The organism is Psychrobacter sp. Arc9 (assembly GCF_041431295.1).
In the GTDB taxonomy this organism is placed as follows: Bacteria; Pseudomonadota; Gammaproteobacteria; order Pseudomonadales; family Moraxellaceae; genus Psychrobacter.
On the sequence record NZ_JASMRK010000006.1, the window covers coordinates 1 to 20,785 of the forward strand.

The window sequence follows — 20,785 nt, forward strand, 5'->3', positions numbered from 1 at the left end:
ATGGCTTTCAATCCTTGCAAATACTTATAGTATATAGCTTTAAGGGCTGTATCAGCCTGAATTTTGTCCATTACACCTGTTTTGATTAATAATCAGTATATCTATAAATGCTATTTATAGACCCGCAAGACTATAGGTAGTCACATCTAACAATTTAGAATTATGAGTGTAAGTTAACTCTGCAAACGCTCATTACTTCAAAACAACCTTGCCAGCCGCACCATCCATGCGATAGTTTTTAATGTCCCCGGCGATAACTAAGTTAATGGCTTTTTCAATCTCATCAAGGGGAACATTGAACCACTCTGTCGCCTTGTAAAGATTATTATCTGCTGCTTTTGAAGATACTTTGACTCTTTGATCATAGAAGAAGGCATGCAAGACCCTTTCCACACTACGAGCATTGGCATCATAGACTTGCCATTCAGCTATGATATCTACGGGCTGTTGCAAGAAAGCGGTATCCCTAATCGAGTGTTTAGTACGCGCTTCTCCTGTAAGGGTTGAGAAGCCAATTTTGTGCAGATGTTTATAGTGCGCTAAATCACTTGGGGTCTCAGCCAGCTTAGCAACATAAATGACACCGGTAAGTTGTCGCTCGTCCCCAAAGTTTTTGGCGAGCTCATCGTCCATCCAGTCAGGATCAGTGATTAATAACTGGTAGCTGTTTTCGTATTTATATTGAGCAGTAGCCAATGAATGTGTGAGCATATTGGACTCTGTACCATTAGAGAATATTAAGCGTAATCTCTCTTGGCTACGGGTATTCTTTCTGGCCTCTGCTTTATAAATATTAGCCACATAGCAAAGCATGCCGTTTAAAACAAATACGCTGCCAATATTGATATCTTTCACTGATGAAAAGTTAGTTTTAGTAAAAGCACCCGTTTGAATGGCTTTAGATATGCGCTCAAAGGTTGCTTCAAATTTATAAAAGTCCTTACATTCGAACCGGCTGGCTATATCTTCGTCATTATATTGATCGTAGCTGGCACGTGTATTAGCCTTATGATCACTGATTAGGATTTCAGAGTGAATATTGTCAAAAATCCCTAGGTCATCACTGTTAAAAATATCATCTAGACTATTAATCACAGGAGGCTCGCTAACAGCCTCAACTACCGGCTCAGCTTTTTCAGTGCCAGCGCTATTTGTCTTTTCAGACTCACTGTTCTTATTACTTATACTTTTGTCTGAGAGGGTCGGTTTGTCGTCAGATAGGGTAGAGGCCGCCCTTTGAGCAGTTAGTAAACCATGCTTATCTAAAGCTAGCAGTTCTTGCGAGTTTGCGTGGTTGGTTTGTATGGTCGCTAACAGGCGAGCTTGTATCTTTTCATTAATATCATTGGCACTGCTACTAGGCACGTGTCCCTGTTGATCGATAAAAAGGTTGATAGTGTCAAACTGCTGCGCTAAAACACTATTAGTATCTGCGCTTTTGGTAGTAGGCTTAATATCATCAAGTAGACCAGTACTGTCATTGATAAAAATATCGTCTAGCGTTTTGTACTCACGACTTTGATAGATCTCATCGAGTTTAATCATGACTATTGGCTTCTCGCTTGGCTTTTTGGTTTCTGACATAAGTGATAACCTCAGCCATACGTCGCTCGATAGCGTCCTCTGAGTTTTTATTAGGTTGACGATTTTTATCTTTCATAAATGCAACGATCTTTGGCCACATCAGAACCGCTTCTTCCTCAGTAACAGTAGAGCGGCTGGCATAGACGACGTCATTGATTGTTTGCAATACTTCTTTGTCCACTGTCCTAGAGAGAACTTCATACGCATCATGAAAGGGGTTGACTGATTTCACAAGGTCAATGGGAAGGTTGTTTACATTGACGAACTTACTGCCCACCTTCACAAAACCGTTGCTAGGGTTTGAGTCGCTATTACTACTTGATTTGGTGTTAGGGTTGTAAATTTTTGCGTCAGCTGGCAGGTGGCGCTCTTTAATAATGTCACTTTCATTGAGCTGACCTTTCCGTTCAGCGTTTAGAGTGGCGATATCGACATATTCAGTGCCTTGCTTAATAAAAAAACGCTCATTTTCGATGACCGCATCCTCAGGAATATCCTTACCTTCAACCACGCCACCTTGGCGGTTAATAGCCATATACTGCATGACACCTTCTTGTACTTGCCGTACCTCATCAGTGTCTAGCGCTGGATACTTACTACGAATAATACTAGGGATGACGGAATCTGATACGGCTTCTGTTTCTACGTTATTGGTCTCAGCAGCGATATACTTTTTTATGTTCTCTGTATTTTGGGCTAACTGCGCCAATATCTCATCACGGTCTTGGTTGAGTATCTTCATGACTCGATCGGAGGGAGGGTTTACTGTATCGTCAATGACGATGGTACCTGCCGGCAAGTCGGCCTTGCCTAATATATCCAGCTCACTACGACGTTTAAAGTTGATGTTAGGTTTGAGCACTTGCTCCATTAGTAGTGATAAAGTAATGGCTTTTAATAAGTCATTAACAGAGCTTGTCACTTCAGATTTATCAGCTTCTGGCTCAGCGATTAGATTGGTAAATTGAGCATGGTGTTTGCCCTTGCTATCGCGTGTTGAGCGGCCAATAATCTGCACCACCTCGGTCAGAGAGCCTCGATAGCCAATGGTCAATACGTGTTCACAATACTCCCAGTCAAAGCCTTCTTTTGCCATGCCAAGAGCAATAATGATATCCATCTGATCGCGAGAGGTAATATCGGCTAAATAAGCCTGAGTATTCGCCCGCATAGCGTCATCAGTCACTAGATCTGCGAGTAGCAATTGCTTACCGTCATGTGCGCGTATTGTCATAACACCAGTAATATCATCACGAGACTCAACTTCACCAATGACATCTATGATACGGCCAACGGTCTCATACTTGTCTGTCTCAGCAGTGAGACTGTTAACGTTAGGAATGTGGATGATGGTTTTTTTGCTGGTATCCAAGCATTCATCTAAGGCATCAAAAAATGATTTTTTATAAAAGTGATAGCCGAGCCCTAATGATTTTAAGTATTCATAACCATTCAGCTGTTCGTAGTAGGTGTAAGTTACCTTATCGAACTTTTCTTCGTCGCTATCTGACAAGATGGGCACTGAATCGCCACGGAAATACGAGCCCGTCATTGCCACAATATGCGCGCTAGTCTGTGTCATAATGCCATCTAGTATGGCACCCAAGCGATTAGAGTCATCCGCTGACACGTGATGGAACTCATCAATACCGATCAGCACATCGTTAAATAGCTCAATACTGCCGCCATCTTCAATCACTTTGTCAAAACCATATCGAAAGCTATGATGGGTGCAGACTAATACTTGGGGTAGGGCGCTGTCATCTACATCTTGGGTAATAAACTCTGAGAATATCGCAGTCTTGCGCGTATCACTTTGGGCGAGACTTAAGCATAAGTTATAACGATCGGCCACTTCCCAATCAGCAAAAAAACCATAGTCACTGAGCGCTGTTGATTTAAAGGATTTACCGATACTCATCTCTGGGACGGCAATGATGACCTTTTTGATACCTTGATTGATAAGCTTGTCGAGTGCCAAAAACATCATGGCACGTGACTTACCAGAGGCCGGCGGCGACTTAATCAGCAAATACTGGCTATGACGCTTCTCGAATGCACGCGCCTGCATTTCGCGCATGCCAAGCTCGTTGTTCTTTTTACTTTGACCTGTGCGGGCGTAATTTTGATTTAGTATATTAACAGTGGCAGTCATAGTAGATTCATCATAGGTAGAGATACTTGTAAGGCTGTAGCGTCGTAACAATAAAGCTCATTTGTCATAGCAATAGTGTGAAATCAATAGACACAAGTTATCGTATTATCATTACGGTCAAACCTAGCTTTTGAATCATACAAACCGTCACTCATATAGTCTGATGTCTGACGTGTTTTGAAATGCTTCCACACGCTTTGCATGTCTGCATTTTTAGCAAACTTCAGGACGTGTGCACCACCTTCTGACTCAGGTCTAAACTTATACTGATACTCTGTTATAGGTTGTTCTCGGTATTTGACACCATCTGCAAATTTAATATGGTATTCAGTATATTCATAATTAGTATGAATGCTAATATCCTTCATCAGCGGGCTATAACCAGGGGCCCATTGAGAGCGCGGAGTTATAGAAAACTCATAAATCTCATCATTTGCATTCGGTTCTGCAAGGGTCTTCATTTTCATCGATCTATCAATGAATTTATTATGATGTTCATTGATAGAGCTATAAATAGGACCATCACCGATACAGCCATCTTCCATCCATGCAAACAATATAAACATATCGCCTTCAGGAAGGTCTTGACCGTTTTTGCCTTTTAGCGATATAAGATCACTTTGCGATGCAGCTGTTGCTTGACCCGCAGAAAACACGAGTAGGGCAGCAATTGCTGCACTTGGTAATATTTTGGAAATCATAATAAAACGCTCTTTATAAAGGGTTTAAAGTTGTTTTGCATAAATACTAAAGGACGCTACTTATTTTTCTTTTGGGCCTTCTTTTTAGCTTTGCTCTGTTTTTCTGCTTCGATAAGCTGCTCATAACGTGCCAGCAAATGTGCCAAACGATCTTCGGTATTGGCAAATCCTTGCGGACGGTATAGTTTATCTACCGCATCATCGAGCGCGCTATGCGCTTTTTTTAAGTCGTCAGGCATCTTATCTGGATCGTATAACTCTGCTAAGGTCATGCCGGCATTACTGGCGCGGGCGAGTAGGATTTCTTCCGCGAGATTTTCAATGTTTTTCTTCTGCTCGTTAGTGGCATTGGGAAAGGGGAAGGTGTTATAGACGATAGTTCCAGAATAATTATACCGACTCTCTAATCTACCAGTAACTAAGCGCATCCACTCATTATGAATGATGGAGTTTAAAATACCAAAATCATACATCGTACCATTAGGTATTAGTTGATTACGATCAGTACTGATAACCTTAGAATTAAAAAACCCCATAGGCACATAACGACGACGTTCAGAAGATACTCTGGGAACTAAGATATAACTTTCAGGATTTTTAGTGTCTCTGAACTCGTGAGGTCTTTCAGCAAGTTTATTTGCTCCTTTGTCTTTACTTGCTAGACGCATTTCTTTTACTTTCTCTACTCTTTGTTTGATACAAGGAAGATCATTTAGTTCTTCATGTGTGATACCTACTAGCCATAAGCACCATCTCTCCTTAGCATTTAAAAACTCATCTGAACCAAGTAGTTTTTTTATCCATTTTGCAGAGGCTGGTTCTTGGGCGATTAACTGTTGTTTATCTTCAGGCGTTAACATTAAGTTGCCACCTTCAACAGGTTTGTTGCCGTAAACCATTTTTGTTCTACTGTTAATTGGGTTGTTTCTACTTTCAACAGCAGTATTTGAGCCTGAGACTAGGTAAGGGCTTATGTTATTAACATTTTCGGTATGCCAAGACTTATCAATTAATTTATAAATAATTTTGTTTGTGTAATATTTAGCAGATAATCCGATGATAACTACATGCACCCCTGCATTATGTTTAGCATTATTGCGCCAAGGGAAGCTTTGATAAGCAAAATTGATATCAATACCTAAATCGAAGATATACGGAAATAGCATCGCTACTTGCTCACCCTGAGCAATCGAGTTAGTTGATACCAAGGCAAGCTCGGCATTAGAGTTTGCAATATATTGTGCCCCTTTCCAAAACCAAGAAGTGACATAATCTAAAAACTTAAACTTCTTAAAGCCTTTAAATACTTGCGTCATATCTTCTGTTTGCTCATCTGTACGATTGCCTGAGCCACCAAAAGGTGGATTACCAATAATATAAATCTCATCACTGCTATTGTTAGGACAAACCTCATTCCAATCGATACGTAAGCTATTGCCATGAATGATATGGCCACTATCTTTGAGAGGTAGCATAGGGGTTGATGCACCTAGCTCTTGCTCGAATAGCACATTCATTTGATGCTCAGCTAGCCAAAGTGACAAGCGTGCAATCTGACTGGCAAAGTCGTCATATTCGATACCGTATAGATTATCTAAGCTGACCACACTATCAAAGCCTAGACCTAACAGATTGTCTTTAGAGCCCAGTAAGTCGCGTTGTGCTTTTAATACATCAATCTCAAGCTTACGTAATTCTTTATAAGCAATGATTAAGAAGTTGCCTGATCCGCACTATCCGTAACATATTATAGTGGTGACATTGTTAAAACCCTTACAAACACATGATATTAGGATAATTAAGAATGTCATTAGTTAAGATAAGTAAGTAGTGACAATTTATCTTTTTTTGTCATCACTTATAGCATAATATTTATAGCTTATAGGAACCTTTCTGTGACATGGCTCAAGAATAGCTACTTAATCTAATAAATACAGAACAGCCGACTAAACTTAGTCGGCTGTTCTGCAAAGAAAGAAAATATTAGAAACTGTAGTAAAGAATCAGTAACTCAGCACTGCCTAATTTTTTAAATGACACATACCGATTTAACCAACTACATCTATCTCATCAACCTCTTTCATCAATTCATCTGTTAAGCTAAGTGATGCGATTATGTTCATATAATGCTTAATGTCGGTAATATTAAGGGTATGGCCTTGACGGTCTTTTAACCACTTTTGAGCTGGCTGATAACCGCCAACATTAAACTCCCATGCCACGAGTGGTACGTTGTCAAAATACTGATCGTCATTAATCCACACCTTGCCAAATGATTCATTAGCTTCATTAGGTACGAATCCCACGCTATTTTTAGTCATTTTGCGAGTGACTTCGTTATTACCAGCTTTGGGATAGGTTAAGTTAAGTGTTTTTAGTTTTTCGGCAAGTTTAGGTGACTGTAGTAGATGTATTTGACGTAACTTCCCACCTAGGTCTACCAGTTGCCAAAATTTCTCAGGATTGGAAGGATAAGGCACTCGCGGAAAGTCAATCCTTAAGAACTCTTTGTATGTCGCACGATAAGTTGGGCTATAAAGTACTGCATAAATATAGTCTAATATATCTAATGAAGTAAAGGTTTCGAGTGACTCTTTATCATTAGCCTTATGGTCTGGTGTAAAATATAAACTTAATTCTTTAGCTATATTCTCTACTATTTCTTCGTCTAAATTAGACTCTCTTGCACAAACTTCACTAGATCCCTGTAAAGAATCATCTGGATAGAGGTAAAGAGGGAAAACTACATTAGCTTCTTTAGTTTTATTAGATATAACGCACATATCAGCAATGCTATCATCGACTAGAACGTGATAAAAATCTTCTTCTGCTAATTGCCTAGGTATAAGAAGACTATAGTTATCCCTGTCTAATAAGTGACACATTACATTTTTCCTAGTCCAATCAACCATAATATCTGAATAGAATATGAATCTTTTATCAAATGGTCTATAGCTTAATTCTGTTATTTGAGTTGACAGTTCAATGTTCTGTAAATCCTTTCTAGCCTGTTCTATCTTCCATCCGCGAGTATCACCCATTTTGTATTTAGCAGATTTTTTATGAGAAAAATATTTTGTGCGAACTTCTTCATCTTTCTTACTAGGATCTGCAAAGTCATTAATTCTTTCTAATAGTTGGTCTTTATCAAAATCAATTACAAATCCATCCCTAGAGGATTGAATACCTGTGCTATTAACCTTAAAAATCTTATGTATATTAAAGCCTTTATAATAGAGTTCACTATTTGAATTATCTCTTGGAACAAAGAAGACATTCGGTTTGGCAGGACTCAGTTTTTCAAAATTTATATCTGAGAATGATTTATTCGATAGAAATTCATACTTTAATTCACGTTTGCCAAATAAGTCATAATGATATACTTCACTTAGCTTAGCATCTGTACTCTTGCCTGTTTTCACAAAAACATTGATTGAAACACCCTGCATAATGTCAAATACGTTTTCATCTACGCTACCATCTGGTGCTACCTCATTTCGTTTTGTATTGCCATGTAAGTCTATAGTGTAAATCTTGTCAAAGGTTTTAAGTAGGTTCCAACGCATACCTCTAAATGTTGGATTATCTAAAAAACCATGAGGGTTGATGAACGCTAAAATACCCTCACCATTCTTTTCAATATATTGCTGACCATATCGGATAAACTTAACATAATCATCGTTAAGCCAATGTTTACGTTCATTAAAGTGAACACCGTCAACATACTTGTAATCTTCAATTAGACTTGAAATCCACTCGTTATTATTGGCTGAAACCCCACTGTAAGGCGGGTTTCCAACAACTACCATTACAGGAGAATCACGCTTAATAGCGTTGGCTTCATTTGCTTCGGCAGATAGCCAACCAGCAAAGAGTGTTCCTGTATCAGGGTGATGTTCTTCTAATGAGTTTGTAAGATATACCTGTAGTCTTTTAGGGTTGATAGGCTGATAACCTGTGTCAGTAAGCAACATATCTAACTTTAGATGTGCCATCGCATAACTTGCCATGAGTAACTCAAAACCATGTAAACGAGGTAATAAGTCTTGTTCTACATAACTACTCCATATACCTCCCATATTTTCAAATTGACTATGGAATATATGCTGAATAATCGCTGCTAAAAATGTGCCTGTACCTGTCGCTGGATCGAGTATTTGAACTTTATGAACTAGCTCTTTTATAGTTTTGAAGCCTGTTTTTGTACGACTATCACGAGTTTGGGTTTGCTTCTCAATTTCTACTTTGCTGGTATCTGCAATACCATCTGCTAAATTAAACTCAGACTTTAAAATATCATCGACAGCCCGTACAATAAATTTAACTACTGGTTCAGGCGTGTACCAGACACCACGTTGCTTACGGAGTTTTGGGTTGTATTCCGCTAAAAAGGTTTCGTAAAAGTGAATAATGGGATCTTGGGTTTGTGTTGTTTTGCCGAAGTTTTTAAGAATAGCTGCTACGTCAGTTGCTCTAAATACTTCGGCTAAGTTGTCTACGGTTAGTTTTATACGGTCATCAATATTAGTGCCTGCTACAGAATCAAATAAGCGCCGTAAGAACGGGTTTGTCTTCGGAATGCGCTCAGCTGCTTCTTGTCGGCTAAAAGTTTCTAAATCATCATCATGGAGACGAGCAGCAAACATGCCATAAGCTAAAGTTTGTGCATAAATATCAGCAAACTCTGATGGTGTTAAGTCATGTATAAGAACAGATTTAAACGTTTGGTACTGTTCTCTTAAATCAGTATTAGAGCCTGTATCTTCATCACTGATCACTGCGTTATAAAGAGTATTTTCCAGAAGACGTGCCTTACCAGCCATTAAAGTGGCAAGACGTTGAGCTGATTTAATAGTTTGACCCGCGTAAATACAAAAGTCTTTTAGCAACTCAGCAAAACGCTCATAATTTTTATTTATTCCACTAATAGATTTTTCTTTATCTGCTAATACTTCACCAATATTGACCTCGTGTACCAACTCACCACTTACAAAGAATTGAAAGTGCAAATAATCAGTAATAATTAAGTTATCCAATGCGGATTTATATCTGTCAAATTGCTCTTTGTACTGCTTAGAGTTCAGATTTTTGCCAACGTCCTTAGCCTCAATAAAGCCAATAGGAATATGCTTTTTACTAATCAAAAAATCAGGGTTGCCACAGTCAGTTATTTGGCTTGGCTCATTAGTAACCGATACCTCAGGAGCTAGACTGTTAATTAATACCTCTAGATCTTTACGAAAGGTATGCTCTGAGCTAAAACCTAATTTAAACTTTGAGGCAACTTGATCAATGTAATAGCTAACATGCTTGTAATTGTCAGCATTGGTTTTTGTTGACATAGATATTCCTAAATTTTATTAATGGATAAGTGGGTTAGGTCATAAAATTTTAAACAAATTATAGAAGTTATGTAAGGAGAGTAGCATAAGAAGGTAGCCGTATGAGCTTACGTTCAATGGCCTAAAATATTTACTTATGACATTCTTGATACATCAATTGCTGGTAAGCGGGCTTTTAATCGTTCATTTTCCAACGTTAAATCAACAATTTCACGCTGAGTCTCTACTAACATAGATAGAGCTTTATCTCTTTGTTCTTGTAACGAAGTGACTTGCTCCCTTAATGCTCTATTTTTTGATCTCTGAGCAAGCATCATTTGTCTTGAAGACTTCTGGACGGGATCTTCCTTGTGTTCTTCTATCCATTTTTGAATTTTTTGGGATAGCTCAGGATATCGAGAACTCCGTAAGGCCGATGGATTCACACCTGCTTCTTTAGCAACGTTATTCTGACTTACAATAGTTCCTTTAGGTAAGATTTCTGGCTTATTAGATTTTAAGCGTTCAAATGCTTCGAGAAACCTTATTTCTGCCTTGCTCAATATTCTTTCTTTGGCTTTCGGTTTAGCTTCTATGAATGACATGAATAGCTCGCTCCGCTGATTCTAGTTGGGCTTGTAGAGATTCGTGTAATGATGTTCCAATTTCAACAACATTTATTTGGCTACTTAACACGTCCTTTAATTGATTAATCATGGGTAACTTTTCTTTATCTATCAATGCAGACTTACATGGCTTTTCATCACCAAAGCCCATACAAGAGCTAATATTGCTTATTCCACCTAGAGGACAGGGTGGTCCTAAATTGGCACAACCACCAAGAAACGTCTCACGGTAGCTTACCTTGCCAGATTTAGCAGCCGCTAAAAGCTGCTTATGATCTTTTTCTGATATTTCAGACAAGAGCTGTTCTTTTCGTTTTTCAGTGTGTGGAGAGATGTAATGGTCAGCTTGTAGTTCTTTAAGGTCTCTGACTATAGACTCGTACATTTCACGTAAATAAAAACTACGAGCTTCATCATTTAAGGGTTCTTTTAACTTATAATAATTCTGACCGTAATACTGGCTCATAGCTCGACTAGCATGCTTTAGCTGGTACTGTACTGAGAACTCTGAAACAAGCCCACTTGCAAGCATATTGACGGCTCCTGTACGTCTTAATTGATGCCATGCTAAAGGCCAGACTTTACCAACTGAATATTTTTCTGGATCTAAGCCACTTGTAAGTCTATTAGCCATTTCTAGATCTGTTTCAGTTATCCGAAGTTCATTTTCATCGAATAACTTAGGCCATATCTTTAAGGCTTCGTTATACTTACGTGAATTTCTGAACAGGTTTTTATTTTGAGATACTCTTTTAGGCACCCAAGGTTCATGTGAAGTGCATTGTAAAACAGGATTATCTATAAACTCTTTAGGTAAGTTTACATAAGGGTTTTCTTGAGCAGCTAGCATTCTTAAAGATGCAATACTAACCATAGCGTCAATAGCTGTCTTCACACTTGGAGATACTATCCAACGAGCATTGCTATCTTCAAGAGTCTTAGTGGTAGCTCCTCTTATTAAATAAATATCAGTGCCTAATGGGTCTACTTCAACTTCAAAACAGTCAGCTCTTAGCCTATTGCCTTCTTCGACACGCATTAGAGAGAAGTTAAGTGTATAAGCCAACCCTACAAAGCTAATTAAGCTCATATAGCTTGAAAGCGCTCTGACACCATACACCTCGTTAGCATTGCTCCATTTTTTTAGCAAAGTATCTATTTCAAATCTCTTAGCTATATTATCAAAACCACCATAGAATATCTGGCCTGACTTTCTCTTGCCTATATGCCTATTACGATTGAAAGGCGACTTCTCTGCCAACCCGTCAAATGTGCTTGAAAGCTTGCCATCAGCATTATTAGCATAAGCCTCCAAGCAAAACTTATAACATTCTTCTATCTTTTCTCTATGTGCTATAAAGTCATCTAAGCATTCTTTCAATCGCGTTACCTGATAGTGCCATAATCTAGTAGGGATGTAAGCTGTTTGAACCTTATCGCGTTTAACTATTGCGCTGATAAAGACTTCCATACCCTTTTCATCAAGAATAGTAAACCCAAGTTCTTTTGATACAAACATAAGATCGTTGAGGTAAGTAATTAGATGTTTTTCTTTAATCGTAGGATTAGAGGCTATTTCTTTAATTATGTCTGGAAAGTTAGACAGCTGAGAGGCACTAATGTTATGTTGTGAGCAAATTACAAATACGGGCTTTATTGTTGCAAACTTAGAAACTAGAGATCTTGGGTTAGTTACTGCTGCATAACCCCAAAGCCACCAAGCGACAATTTGTCGTAATAAATTGGCGTTATCTTGACTAAGTTTATAACCTTGCCCGTGCCCATCGCCAAAGTAAATCTTTAAATTACTACCCTGCCAAATTGAAAAATCCCATCGAGCATCACCGTACCGTGAAATGACACTACCATCTGTGTCAACAACAACAGGAAAGTCAGACGAAGGAGGCCAGCAATTAGGACGGAAGTTAGGTGAATCTGCCTCAATAAATGAAGCAGCAATTTGTAATCCTGGAAGGTTTGATATATTCATACCATAACCTCCAATAGTCTTATATAGCCATCCCAAGCAGGATGGTACTTACCTGAGCGAATAGAGTTTTGAGCATCTTCCACCCATGTATTTCGGATCTCACTACCATCAGAAATGGCTTTGAGCTTTGATGTGATTCTATCCATTACAAGGTTACCTGGGTGGATATGGTTATGTTCAGATGGTTTATAGAGATTAGTTTCAAGTCTTTTGAGTTGTAAGTGTGATGCCAGTTTCCAACAATATTCTGAACTCATTACATCCCTATGTTTCTCACAAAACAGGCAGCCTTCTGGACTTATACAGTCAGGCTCAGGTGCATTTTCTGGGAAATTAACTACTTGCTTAGGTTGATGTGAGTCTACGCACAGTCCTGGACCAGGCGCTAATTGAGCGGGGTCTACCAAGTTATGAAACTCTATAATTTCACTTGATGCTCTTTGATGATGAGGGCGCATATAGTCTTTCAGCAACACTTCTGTTGTATGACCCATTTGCTCTGCTGTGAGATTTAAGTCATTTGTTTGCCTTAATAACCAGTTGATACGTGTATTGCGCAATTGAGTAGGGTTAATAAATAGAAGGTTATGCTTTTTGAGAAAGTTCTTGAGAGTGCTGATGCTTACCTTAGATGTTTTGGTACGAATCATGCCTCGGCTTATCATTGGGAATAGCCTTTCATCGTTTTGACTTAACTCTGTCTCATCTAGCCAATCTAAGTATCTCTGTAGGTGGTCACGATACGCTTTATAACAGCGAAAAATGGCTTCACCCTCTCTGCGACCCTTATAGACTCGAAAAACTTCATAGTCCTCTCCATCAGACTGCCATCTGTAAGTGCTTTTGCTTAAAGCTACTGCTTGAGATAGGTTCATCCCAGTTTGTGCTATAAATATCAGTAACTCTGATTCAATTCGGAGATTTAGAATTGATGACCTTTTATGAGTATCTAAAAGACTGATGCTCTCTGCTAATGGTTGTCGCGCAATGATAGCCGCTTTCTTTGTACTACTATTTTTTATTGTTTCAACATCTAAGTAAGGATCAGCTAAATTGCCAGCGACCGTTAAGGACTTATTTTCATTGAGTAAGATTTCTATAGGTAAACTGCCGCGCACAGTTTTAATGTCTAAATGATTACAAATGGTAGTTAATGTATGTCCAAACTCAAAGGTGTCTACTAAATTCTGCTTATCAGCTTTTGTGTTCAAAACCTTAGTGGATTTTTTTGGTCTTTTGAGCCTCGTTGTAAGCATAAGACTGTGCCCAGGTTTAGCACCTGGCAGGTCTAAAGCTCTGGCAATTAAATTTGCTATTATTGATGCTTGTTTATATGCAGTCATTTGAGCTATATTTTTATTAATCTTAACTCTGTTTAGTAAATGCTCAGTCCAAGCTTTGAAAGTGGGTATGATAGTCCTCTCTGTGGAGGGCATATCAGTAGTATCTATCCAACTATAGAATGACCATATACTTTCCAAATATGTGCGTAGAGTTTGTTGAGAACTTCCTTTACTAAGATAAGATTGTAAAACCTCATATAATCTTATAATGAAAGGCAGTCTGCTCTGAACTATATCTCCAAATTTACCATCACTGATAGCTTGGATTACTACATCACGTCTAACACTTGTAGCCCCTCTATATAACAAGACTTGCAAATCCCAAGGTGTTTCATGAGTACCTAATGCTAAACCTTTAAAGGTAAGATCTAATTCAGACATTTTTATGGCTCTCTATTAATCCCATAAAAGCTTGGGTAAATGCATCAGATACTTCTTTCATTGCTTTGTTGTTTTCAATGAACTTAATGTACTTCATAGTTGTGATTTCATCCTTATGGAGACATGCTTCTCTGACGAACTGAATAGACTCACTAACGGGCATGAATTTTAGAGCTAATTTCATTAGCTCGGTAGCATACGTGGCACGAGTTCTATGAAAATGAAAGCCTCTTAATACCTTTACACCACAATCCTTTCCTATACTGCGAAAACGAGACATCTCAACATTTACTGCACGACTATTATCACCGCTATATGTGTTGCCATATCTAGTTAAGAACAGAATATCCTGATCTTCATGAGACGCTAGGGCTTGACGCTTTAAACGCCTCGTACTCATAGCGTAATCTAACAGAGTATCAACCAACTCTTTTGGTATTGGAACTGAACCTGTTACATCAAACTTTGTGGCTACTGGCGGTCTAGCGCCAGGTCCTACAGATAGGGTGTTCAACCCAACATTTGGGATAAGAGTGGCATTTTGAAGGGTAGATACTTTTAAGTCAGTAATTGAGCCAAGTCGCAAACCTGTGAAAAAACCTATTCTTAACATCAAAGCAAATTCCTCAGAAGCCCGTTCATCAGCCAAGGTTAAAATTTCTTTCATACCTAAAGCTGATACGGGTAATAGCCCATCTTCAAGGTCAATAGACCCTGCTACTTTGCGATTCGGAATAGCTAGATCTGTACTAGATACACGTAAAGTGTGCTCTAATCCAAATCCGTTCGTGATCTTAATTCCTACGAATTTATCTTGCCACATAGGCCAATCTGGAGAAATTAAACCTTTCTCTTTTACCCATTTATAATATCGGATGACTGACGACATTCTTTGAGATGTCGTACTAGGGGCTAACTCACCTAAGTTTCTAGCTTGTATTAGTGCGCCTCTAAATCGAATTAGGCATCGTTCATTCTCTCTCTCAGGAAAATGCCACCAATCAATTGATTCAGCCTCTAACCATTTTGCATAAGCCAGTAGGTGAGACATATTAGATCTTACAGTCTTTATACTACGCTTAGAAGAAGTCGCCTGTTCTAAAGCCCATAAGTTTGCTTCTGCCCAAGTTGAGTTATCTTCCCAAACTATTTGAGGCAGTCTGTTGATGCTTTTAATTTTGAGTTTATTCCAGGATATAGAATTATTCTTGACTTGAATTGAGCGAGGTTGGTAATTGATAAATTCTAGGCTAGCCACTTTTATTTCCTTAATACCAGATCATCATTAGAAGTAATATACTAATAATCAAATAATGATATCTATGTATTAAGTCATCATTATGTCACTAGGTTATCATGTATGATGTGTTATTAAAAGTACCTATGTAACGTTTACCGCAAGCTGGGTCAAATACTTTTATTTGACTGATACGTTTAAGTAAGGCATCTAAGCGTTCAGCTTTATTGTTCTTATGGCGATTGTCATGACTCAGCGCTATCACCGTGTCTAGCTCTGCACGTAGCTCGTCTAAAAATAGCGGCTGAATGACCTTCATGATATTGCTAACACTGGTGTAATGCTGTCCTAAGCTGCCACGCTGCTCAGGGTCGATCACTGCTTGAAACATGGAGCCAAAAATATCTGGGTTAATCTCGGCCCAGCTCAAACGCGCACACTCTAGCAAGATACGGCGGGTACGCGCATCGAACTCCGGGATGGCAAAGGGATATTCAAACAAGCTACCGTTGACGTACGGGAAGGCGCTTAGATGGGTGGGCTTGGTATCGCGCTCAGCGCTAGACTCAGGTAAGTTGAGAATGTCAAACAGCTCATACAAGACGCTATCGACATCGCTACCATCTATATTGGTAGTGCCATCGATCACATCATGGAACTGATCTGGCTTAAAGATACCCGTATCTTCGGCATAAAAGCAGAATAGTAGTCGCGTTAAGAATATATTGAGCGCATGCAAGTCATCAGCAGTATTAAACTCGTTGAGCTTACGAATATGGTCAAACAACCGCCCCATCTTCTCTGACGCTTGTACATCAGCCGGATGCTCTGAGTACTCACGAGCACGCTCTAGGCCGGCAAGTGGCAATAGGAAGTGGTAGTTTTTATAGAGATCAGCAAAGTCGCAGTCGAGCGTCTCATCATATTTAGTATCGTTAATCAGTACGGTGTTGAAGTCTGTCACCATCACCATGCGGATTTTGTGCTGACTAATAATTGGGCTGCTTACCACCTCACTTAGCGCTTTAGCAAGGTCTTGACCGGCATTTATAGGCTTAAAGTAAATACGATGCTTATTGGCAACCTCACCAGCTTCAGGGTTAGCGGCGACGTTAAAACGGCTATCGTTCTTTTTAAGTGCCGTTATCGTGGTTTTCGAGACATCGAGTAGCTTTAGAAAATCAAAGATAAAGTCGTCTTGTTTATTCTTATCAATGACTTTGGACGTTAATTTTTCTAAATCTTCAAAAAACTGGGTTTGGTTAAATGCCATGGAGGTCTCTTTCGATGAATTACGGGTGTAAATTAGCAGGCTAATGTGCAATTATAGCGCTATCTTATCGTATTTGAAGGCTTAAGTGTTCTGAAAAATAGGGTGGATATAGTGTTTTATTGCTTATTAATTTAATACGCTACAAGTTTATCAACAGGGATTAACAATGATAGTGGGTACTGAGTTTCAGGGAGATTCTATTCGTATAGGAATGATCCAGCATGACAGCTACGGAGAAGCATTACGAATCATCATTGACTTTGCTATCGATAAGCATCGCCATGCCGAAAGGGTGGTTGATGTCCGTACAGAACTTAGTGACTTGCGAGATGAGCTGAATAGTTTTGATCATAGAACTTTGCAGTGGCTGCATGACTGTATGGCGGTTGCTTTTCGCATGGACTACTGTCTTAACGCAGATTTATTTACTTATAGTACGCCAGATCCACACACGCCTGCACAGACGGTGTCGTTTTGGCTTGAGTTTTTAAGAAAAGAGCTTGCAAGGGTGTTTTCTCATCACTTAGAGCTACCCCGATTGATACTTACTGCTGCGGCTTATCCAAACCCTGATAAGCGAAGGATGAAGGCAGAGGATGAGATTTATGATTTGACTAGACGACTATATCCTGAAATGGAAATGAATCATTCTGAGGGTGAGAAAGGTACAGTCGATCTGTATCAAAGCAAACCCCAATATTAACAACATCACCTGAGAAAAGTGGATTTCATACCTCAGCATTCTATGCTATACAAGTAATAGTATGTAGGGGTTTTTAGACTTATCAGAGTAAATAAATTAATGGTATATGGAGATGTTATTAATATTTTGAACACCATGGTTTTGGGGTACGTGCCATCTGTTAAGGTATAGTTTAAATTAATATTTGATCTATAGTTAGCTGAATGTAAAACTGTTATGGATTTAAACGCGCTACTGGTATGAATTTTACTTGCGTGCTGCGTTCCCAGAGGCTGCGCAAAATTCATCCCAGTAGCGCTATGACATTTTTAGAGTGTATCGACTACACTCTAGCATTGAACCATTCTTCGCTATCGATGTTAGTTTTAAAACTATACCTTAATAAAAATAAACATCAGATCAAAATTTTTTAAAATTATAATCTCTCAAGCTAATGTCTACGGATTTGACAGCAGAAGTCACTACTCAAAAAATCTATTTACCAAAACTCACAGGTGACGGTTTTATTTTTAGGGTTGTAAGTAGCCCCTCTTTTTTCCATCTCACCCCAGTATTCCATGGTTCGAGTTTGAAAGTTCGGCATAATGGTAGGTATAGTCGCAGTCGGTGCAAACTTTAAAACATTTTCACCACCTGATGACTCAGGTATAAAACTGAATTTATACTCCTCTAGAGGCTGACCGCGATAGGTAACGCCTTTGTTAAAAATAACCCGATATTCAGTGTATGGTTCACCTTTCTTCATTTTTACATCTTTTATCATATTTCGATATTCTGCTAACCATTGCGCCTTCGGCTTTACAAAGTCTCCAGAGGCCTTTTGACCTCTAATACTCTCTATAAATGCTGTGTCTTTAGCAGCAATCTTTTTATAAGGCAGTTTTTCACCAGAACAAGCATCTTCCATCCAACCAAATACATGGACCATATCATTACTTTTATAGCTGCTGACACTTTTAGAAGAGTTAGGAGCAGCTAGGGTAATAGTAGATAGTAAAGTTGCAGTCGCTAATAGGGCCAAAGAATTTATAGATATAGGTTTCATAGTTTCTCCAATAAATAAATGTAGATTGTTCAGGTACATGGTAAAGAACGCATTATAGCTAAATAATTGTTAGGATATACTGCTAATAAATTCATAAGGTACGCAGAAAGCAGTGTCTTTTTTGATGTACTTGAAACATTGTAAAACATCAGAAAAGTTAGGACTTTTCTTTTCATAGCGACTTTCTATTTCTTTGTCAGATATTTTTTTAAACGTCTTATGATGTAAGTTTATTATTTCAGCTGCCTTACCATTGACTGAGATACTTTCTTTTAAATTCTGGACGTTGCCGTTTTTGTCAAAATCAAACGTAGCATTATTGACGGTACGATAAATATTACCATTAGGCAGTTTGAAATTTAACTGGCTAATTGCATAACTCATGCTACCTCCTACTGCACCATCGTAAGTACAAGTTTTTACGATAGCCTTCTTCTTACTAATAGAGTCAACCGTGGTGCATTTGGTACTGCCGTTAACATTACCCATGCCCGCAATAGCGCTAATAGAGAGTAATGACAACGGAAGAACCAGTAGTATTTTTTTGAGCTTCATGAATAGATCCTTTTGTGAGTTTTAATTTCAGACAAAGTAAATGATAGCCTTGCTGATGATTTGATTATAGCGTCTGAAATACTGATTATTTTTCTAACCGATGAACGGTTGCCAATCGAATTTGAATTCCTAAGGCATATCCCCGTTTTTAGTAGTTAAGGCTATTAGTCGGTTTCAGAGCTTAAGAGGTTAAGAATAAAAATAATAAAGTAAAAACTCAAACCCCAAGACCCCATCTTTGAGCTCATCATCTAGTAAAATTCTAAAAAATAATGACCTCTTAAAGCCATATCAATTGTGGCTTTAAGAGGTTTTTTTTGTGCTTAAAATAATCTGAAATATTTAAAACTAGTAGCTATTCTCCAATTTTAAGCACCACAACGCTAAAGCGTTTAACACCTACATGATTACTGGATAACATGAATTATATTCACTATTTTTATAGAAATGATGAAAAATAATAAAATTAAGGTTAGGCAAAAACTTGTCAATCCTATTAAGGATGATTTGTATGTACATTCGTATGCTAGAGTCTCTTTATGTGTTTGGCAGGGATTGAGACCTAAAACGTCTTATATCAAAATTCGACATTAATAGCGTCACATAAGAAAATTAAGTTTCATAGTCCAGCCCTATGTACTATATAAATAATAGAACCTAGAAATAGAGATTAACTGCTAAGCTAGCAGTATGATTCACCTATGAAAAAGACATGTTTTAGCGAAAACCAAATCGCTAATGTACTAAAACAGGTATAACTCTAGTGGTCAACTAAGTTAGGAGCGCATATGGGTAGTTAAACCATAATTAACTATGTTACTAATACCTTGGAGCTGTCCTTCCATTCTGTTGGCGTAATACCAAACCAGCTTTTGAATTGTCGGCTAAAAACAGACAGCTCAGCATAACCCAGCTGAAAAGCCACGTCCGTTAAGCTGATGTCGCCAGTATTAATAATTCGCACTGCTTCCTTTTTTCGCACTTCCTCTAATAAGTCTCTGTAAGTAGTCCCTTCGTTTTTCAGTTGACGTTGGACTTTTTTGGGATGCTGTCCTACGCATAACGCAACATTTGCCATACTACAATCAGCAGTAGCTAGTAGCATCTTCATAGAGCTTTTTATCAAAAATACATCATCATGAGTACAGGTACTGTTTTCATTCTCTAGCTGTTGCACAATCAGTTGATTCACCAAATTGTCTTCAAAGTAGTGCGGTTTGTAGCTTAAATAAACAGTAGAAAAATATATCGCATTCTTGTTGGTATTGAACTCGACCGGGCATCCTAATATTTGGGTTAATAACTTTTTTGATTGAGGCGATGGATTTTGTTTTAATCTTACTTTTTCTGGACGCCATTTTGGACTAATTAAATCTTTTAAAATATTACAAATTAAGCATATAGATAGCTGTGATTTCTGTGCTCTATCTATGTTCTGTGTATTTTGACGCACCACATCAAGCTCGCATAATTTATCAGAGACCTCATTGATCTGGAAAACAAAACTTTCAGCATGACTATAAATATATTTTTGTGCCACAAGTAATGCTTTGGCTATGTCAGTTTGTTTAGACATGTAGACGCCAACCAACCCTATCGTCTGGATACTCTGCTTGGCGGCAAGCTTTAAACCAAAACATTCCTCGTTACAGACAATCGCTGCCAGCTCTAATAAATTAATATATTTATCATGATCAATCAGAGAATTTGGTTCGCGTATCACAGAAGGTATTAAGCCTATCCTATCAAAGATATTTGTAGGATCTTTTCCATAGCTGCGAACCAATTCTTCAAAACCGTTTAGACCTGCCGCTCTGATGTAGCTACCCATATCACCCTCTATTTTGTCTCAAGTAGTTAAATTAATGTCC

The 20,785-nt window shown here is 38.4% G+C and carries 14 protein-coding genes and 1 pseudogene; 1 reads left to right on the forward strand and 14 read right to left on the reverse strand.

Annotated elements, in window-relative coordinates; translation table 11 throughout:
* Window positions 1–192: 192 nt before the first annotated feature.
* From QO187_RS04785 to QO187_RS04835, 11 genes and pseudogenes are all read right to left on the reverse strand, one after another.
* Complete coding sequence (locus tag QO187_RS04785) at window positions 193–1,584, reverse strand: GIY-YIG nuclease family protein (RefSeq protein ID WP_371547608.1); 1,392 nt, start codon at window positions 1,582–1,584, stop codon at window positions 193–195.
* Window positions 1,538–3,739 (reverse strand): DEAD/DEAH box helicase, encoded by a 2,202-nt coding sequence (locus QO187_RS04790; protein WP_371547615.1) that lies wholly within the window; start codon window positions 3,737–3,739, stop codon window positions 1,538–1,540. Before QO187_RS04790 ends, QO187_RS04785 begins: the two co-directional genes overlap by 47 nt.
* Before the next feature lie 83 nt (window positions 3,740–3,822).
* Window positions 3,823–4,440, reverse strand: coding sequence for a hypothetical protein (locus tag QO187_RS04795; protein ID WP_284719425.1), 618 nt, complete (start codon window positions 4,438–4,440; stop codon window positions 3,823–3,825).
* Between the two features lie 56 nt (window positions 4,441–4,496).
* Window positions 4,497–5,465 (reverse strand): type IIL restriction-modification enzyme MmeI, encoded by a 969-nt coding sequence (locus QO187_RS04800; RefSeq protein ID WP_371547711.1) that lies wholly within the window; start codon window positions 5,463–5,465, stop codon window positions 4,497–4,499.
* Between the two features lie 3 nt (window positions 5,466–5,468).
* Window positions 5,469–6,161: pseudogene (locus QO187_RS04805) on the reverse strand (DNA methyltransferase); the annotation flags it as partial.
* A gap of 327 nt (window positions 6,162–6,488) precedes the next feature.
* Window positions 6,489–9,782 (reverse strand): type ISP restriction/modification enzyme, encoded by a 3,294-nt coding sequence (locus QO187_RS04810; RefSeq protein WP_371547621.1) that lies wholly within the window; start codon window positions 9,780–9,782, stop codon window positions 6,489–6,491.
* Window positions 9,783–9,916: 134 nt separating this feature from the next.
* A complete protein-coding gene (locus QO187_RS04815; RefSeq protein WP_371547623.1) occupies window positions 9,917–10,366 on the reverse strand; it encodes a hypothetical protein in 450 nt (149 codons plus the stop codon).
* On the reverse strand, window positions 10,347–12,377 hold the full coding sequence (locus QO187_RS04820) for a hypothetical protein (protein ID WP_371547626.1): 2,031 nt from the start codon (window positions 12,375–12,377) through the stop codon (window positions 10,347–10,349). The genes QO187_RS04815 and QO187_RS04820 overlap by 20 nt, the downstream gene beginning before the upstream one ends.
* Window positions 12,374–14,101 carry a hypothetical protein gene (locus tag QO187_RS04825; RefSeq protein WP_371547628.1) on the reverse strand — a complete coding sequence of 576 codons (1,728 nt, stop codon included), beginning with the start codon at window positions 14,099–14,101 and terminating at the stop codon, window positions 12,374–12,376. The genes QO187_RS04820 and QO187_RS04825 overlap by 4 nt, the downstream gene beginning before the upstream one ends.
* Window positions 14,094–15,359, reverse strand: a complete 1,266-nt coding sequence (locus QO187_RS04830) for a site-specific integrase (protein ID WP_101212760.1) — start codon at window positions 15,357–15,359, stop codon at window positions 14,094–14,096. Before QO187_RS04830 ends, QO187_RS04825 begins: the two co-directional genes overlap by 8 nt.
* 88 nt (window positions 15,360–15,447) lie before the next feature.
* Complete coding sequence (locus tag QO187_RS04835) at window positions 15,448–16,611, reverse strand: type IIL restriction-modification enzyme MmeI (protein WP_371547631.1); 1,164 nt, start codon at window positions 16,609–16,611, stop codon at window positions 15,448–15,450.
* Window positions 16,612–16,777: 166 nt separating this feature from the next.
* On the opposite strand from QO187_RS04835, the gene QO187_RS04840 reads away from it, so the two are divergent.
* Window positions 16,778–17,314 carry a hypothetical protein gene (locus tag QO187_RS04840; protein ID WP_371547633.1) on the forward strand — a complete coding sequence of 179 codons (537 nt, stop codon included), beginning with the start codon at window positions 16,778–16,780 and terminating at the stop codon, window positions 17,312–17,314.
* Between the two features lie 478 nt (window positions 17,315–17,792).
* Here the strand turns inward: QO187_RS04840 and QO187_RS04845 are convergent, their stop codons facing one another.
* The 3 genes from QO187_RS04845 to QO187_RS04855 all read right to left on the reverse strand — a co-directional run bounded on the left by QO187_RS04845 (window position 17,793) and on the right by QO187_RS04855 (window position 20,745).
* Window positions 17,793–18,359 (reverse strand): hypothetical protein, encoded by a 567-nt coding sequence (locus QO187_RS04845; RefSeq protein WP_371547636.1) that lies wholly within the window; start codon window positions 18,357–18,359, stop codon window positions 17,793–17,795.
* A 69-nt stretch (window positions 18,360–18,428) separates the two neighbouring features.
* Window positions 18,429–18,914, reverse strand: a complete 486-nt coding sequence (locus QO187_RS04850; protein ID WP_371547638.1) for a hypothetical protein — start codon at window positions 18,912–18,914, stop codon at window positions 18,429–18,431.
* An 811-nt stretch (window positions 18,915–19,725) separates the two neighbouring features.
* Window positions 19,726–20,745, reverse strand: a complete 1,020-nt coding sequence (locus QO187_RS04855; protein ID WP_371547641.1) for an AraC family transcriptional regulator ligand-binding domain-containing protein — start codon at window positions 20,743–20,745, stop codon at window positions 19,726–19,728.
* Between the last annotated feature and the right edge of the window lie 40 nt (window positions 20,746–20,785).

Bases quoted from the DNA above. Each gene is read 5' to 3' on its own strand.
- QO187_RS04785 (WP_371547608.1), bottom strand. From the start codon at position 1,584: ATGTCAGAAACCAAAAAGCCAAGCGAGAAGCCAATAGTCATGATTAAA.
- QO187_RS04790 (WP_371547615.1), bottom strand. From the start codon at position 3,739: ATGACTGCCACTGTTAATATACTAAATCAAAATTACGCCCGCACAGGT.
- QO187_RS04795 (WP_284719425.1), bottom strand. From the start codon at position 4,440: ATGATTTCCAAAATATTACCAAGTGCAGCAATTGCTGCCCTACTCGTG.
- QO187_RS04810 (WP_371547621.1), bottom strand. From the start codon at position 9,782: ATGTCAACAAAAACCAATGCTGACAATTACAAGCATGTTAGCTATTAC.
- QO187_RS04815 (WP_371547623.1), bottom strand. From the start codon at position 10,366: ATGTCATTCATAGAAGCTAAACCGAAAGCCAAAGAAAGAATATTGAGC.
- QO187_RS04820 (WP_371547626.1), bottom strand. From the start codon at position 12,377: ATGAATATATCAAACCTTCCAGGATTACAAATTGCTGCTTCATTTATT.
- QO187_RS04825 (WP_371547628.1), bottom strand. From the start codon at position 14,101: ATGTCTGAATTAGATCTTACCTTTAAAGGTTTAGCATTAGGTACTCAT.
- QO187_RS04835 (WP_371547631.1), bottom strand. From the start codon at position 16,611: ATGGCATTTAACCAAACCCAGTTTTTTGAAGATTTAGAAAAATTAACG.
- QO187_RS04840 (WP_371547633.1), top strand. From the start codon at position 16,778: ATGATAGTGGGTACTGAGTTTCAGGGAGATTCTATTCGTATAGGAATG.
- QO187_RS04845 (WP_371547636.1), bottom strand. From the start codon at position 18,359: ATGAAACCTATATCTATAAATTCTTTGGCCCTATTAGCGACTGCAACT.
- QO187_RS04850 (WP_371547638.1), bottom strand. From the start codon at position 18,914: ATGAAGCTCAAAAAAATACTACTGGTTCTTCCGTTGTCATTACTCTCT.
- QO187_RS04855 (WP_371547641.1), bottom strand. From the start codon at position 20,745: ATGGGTAGCTACATCAGAGCGGCAGGTCTAAACGGTTTTGAAGAATTG.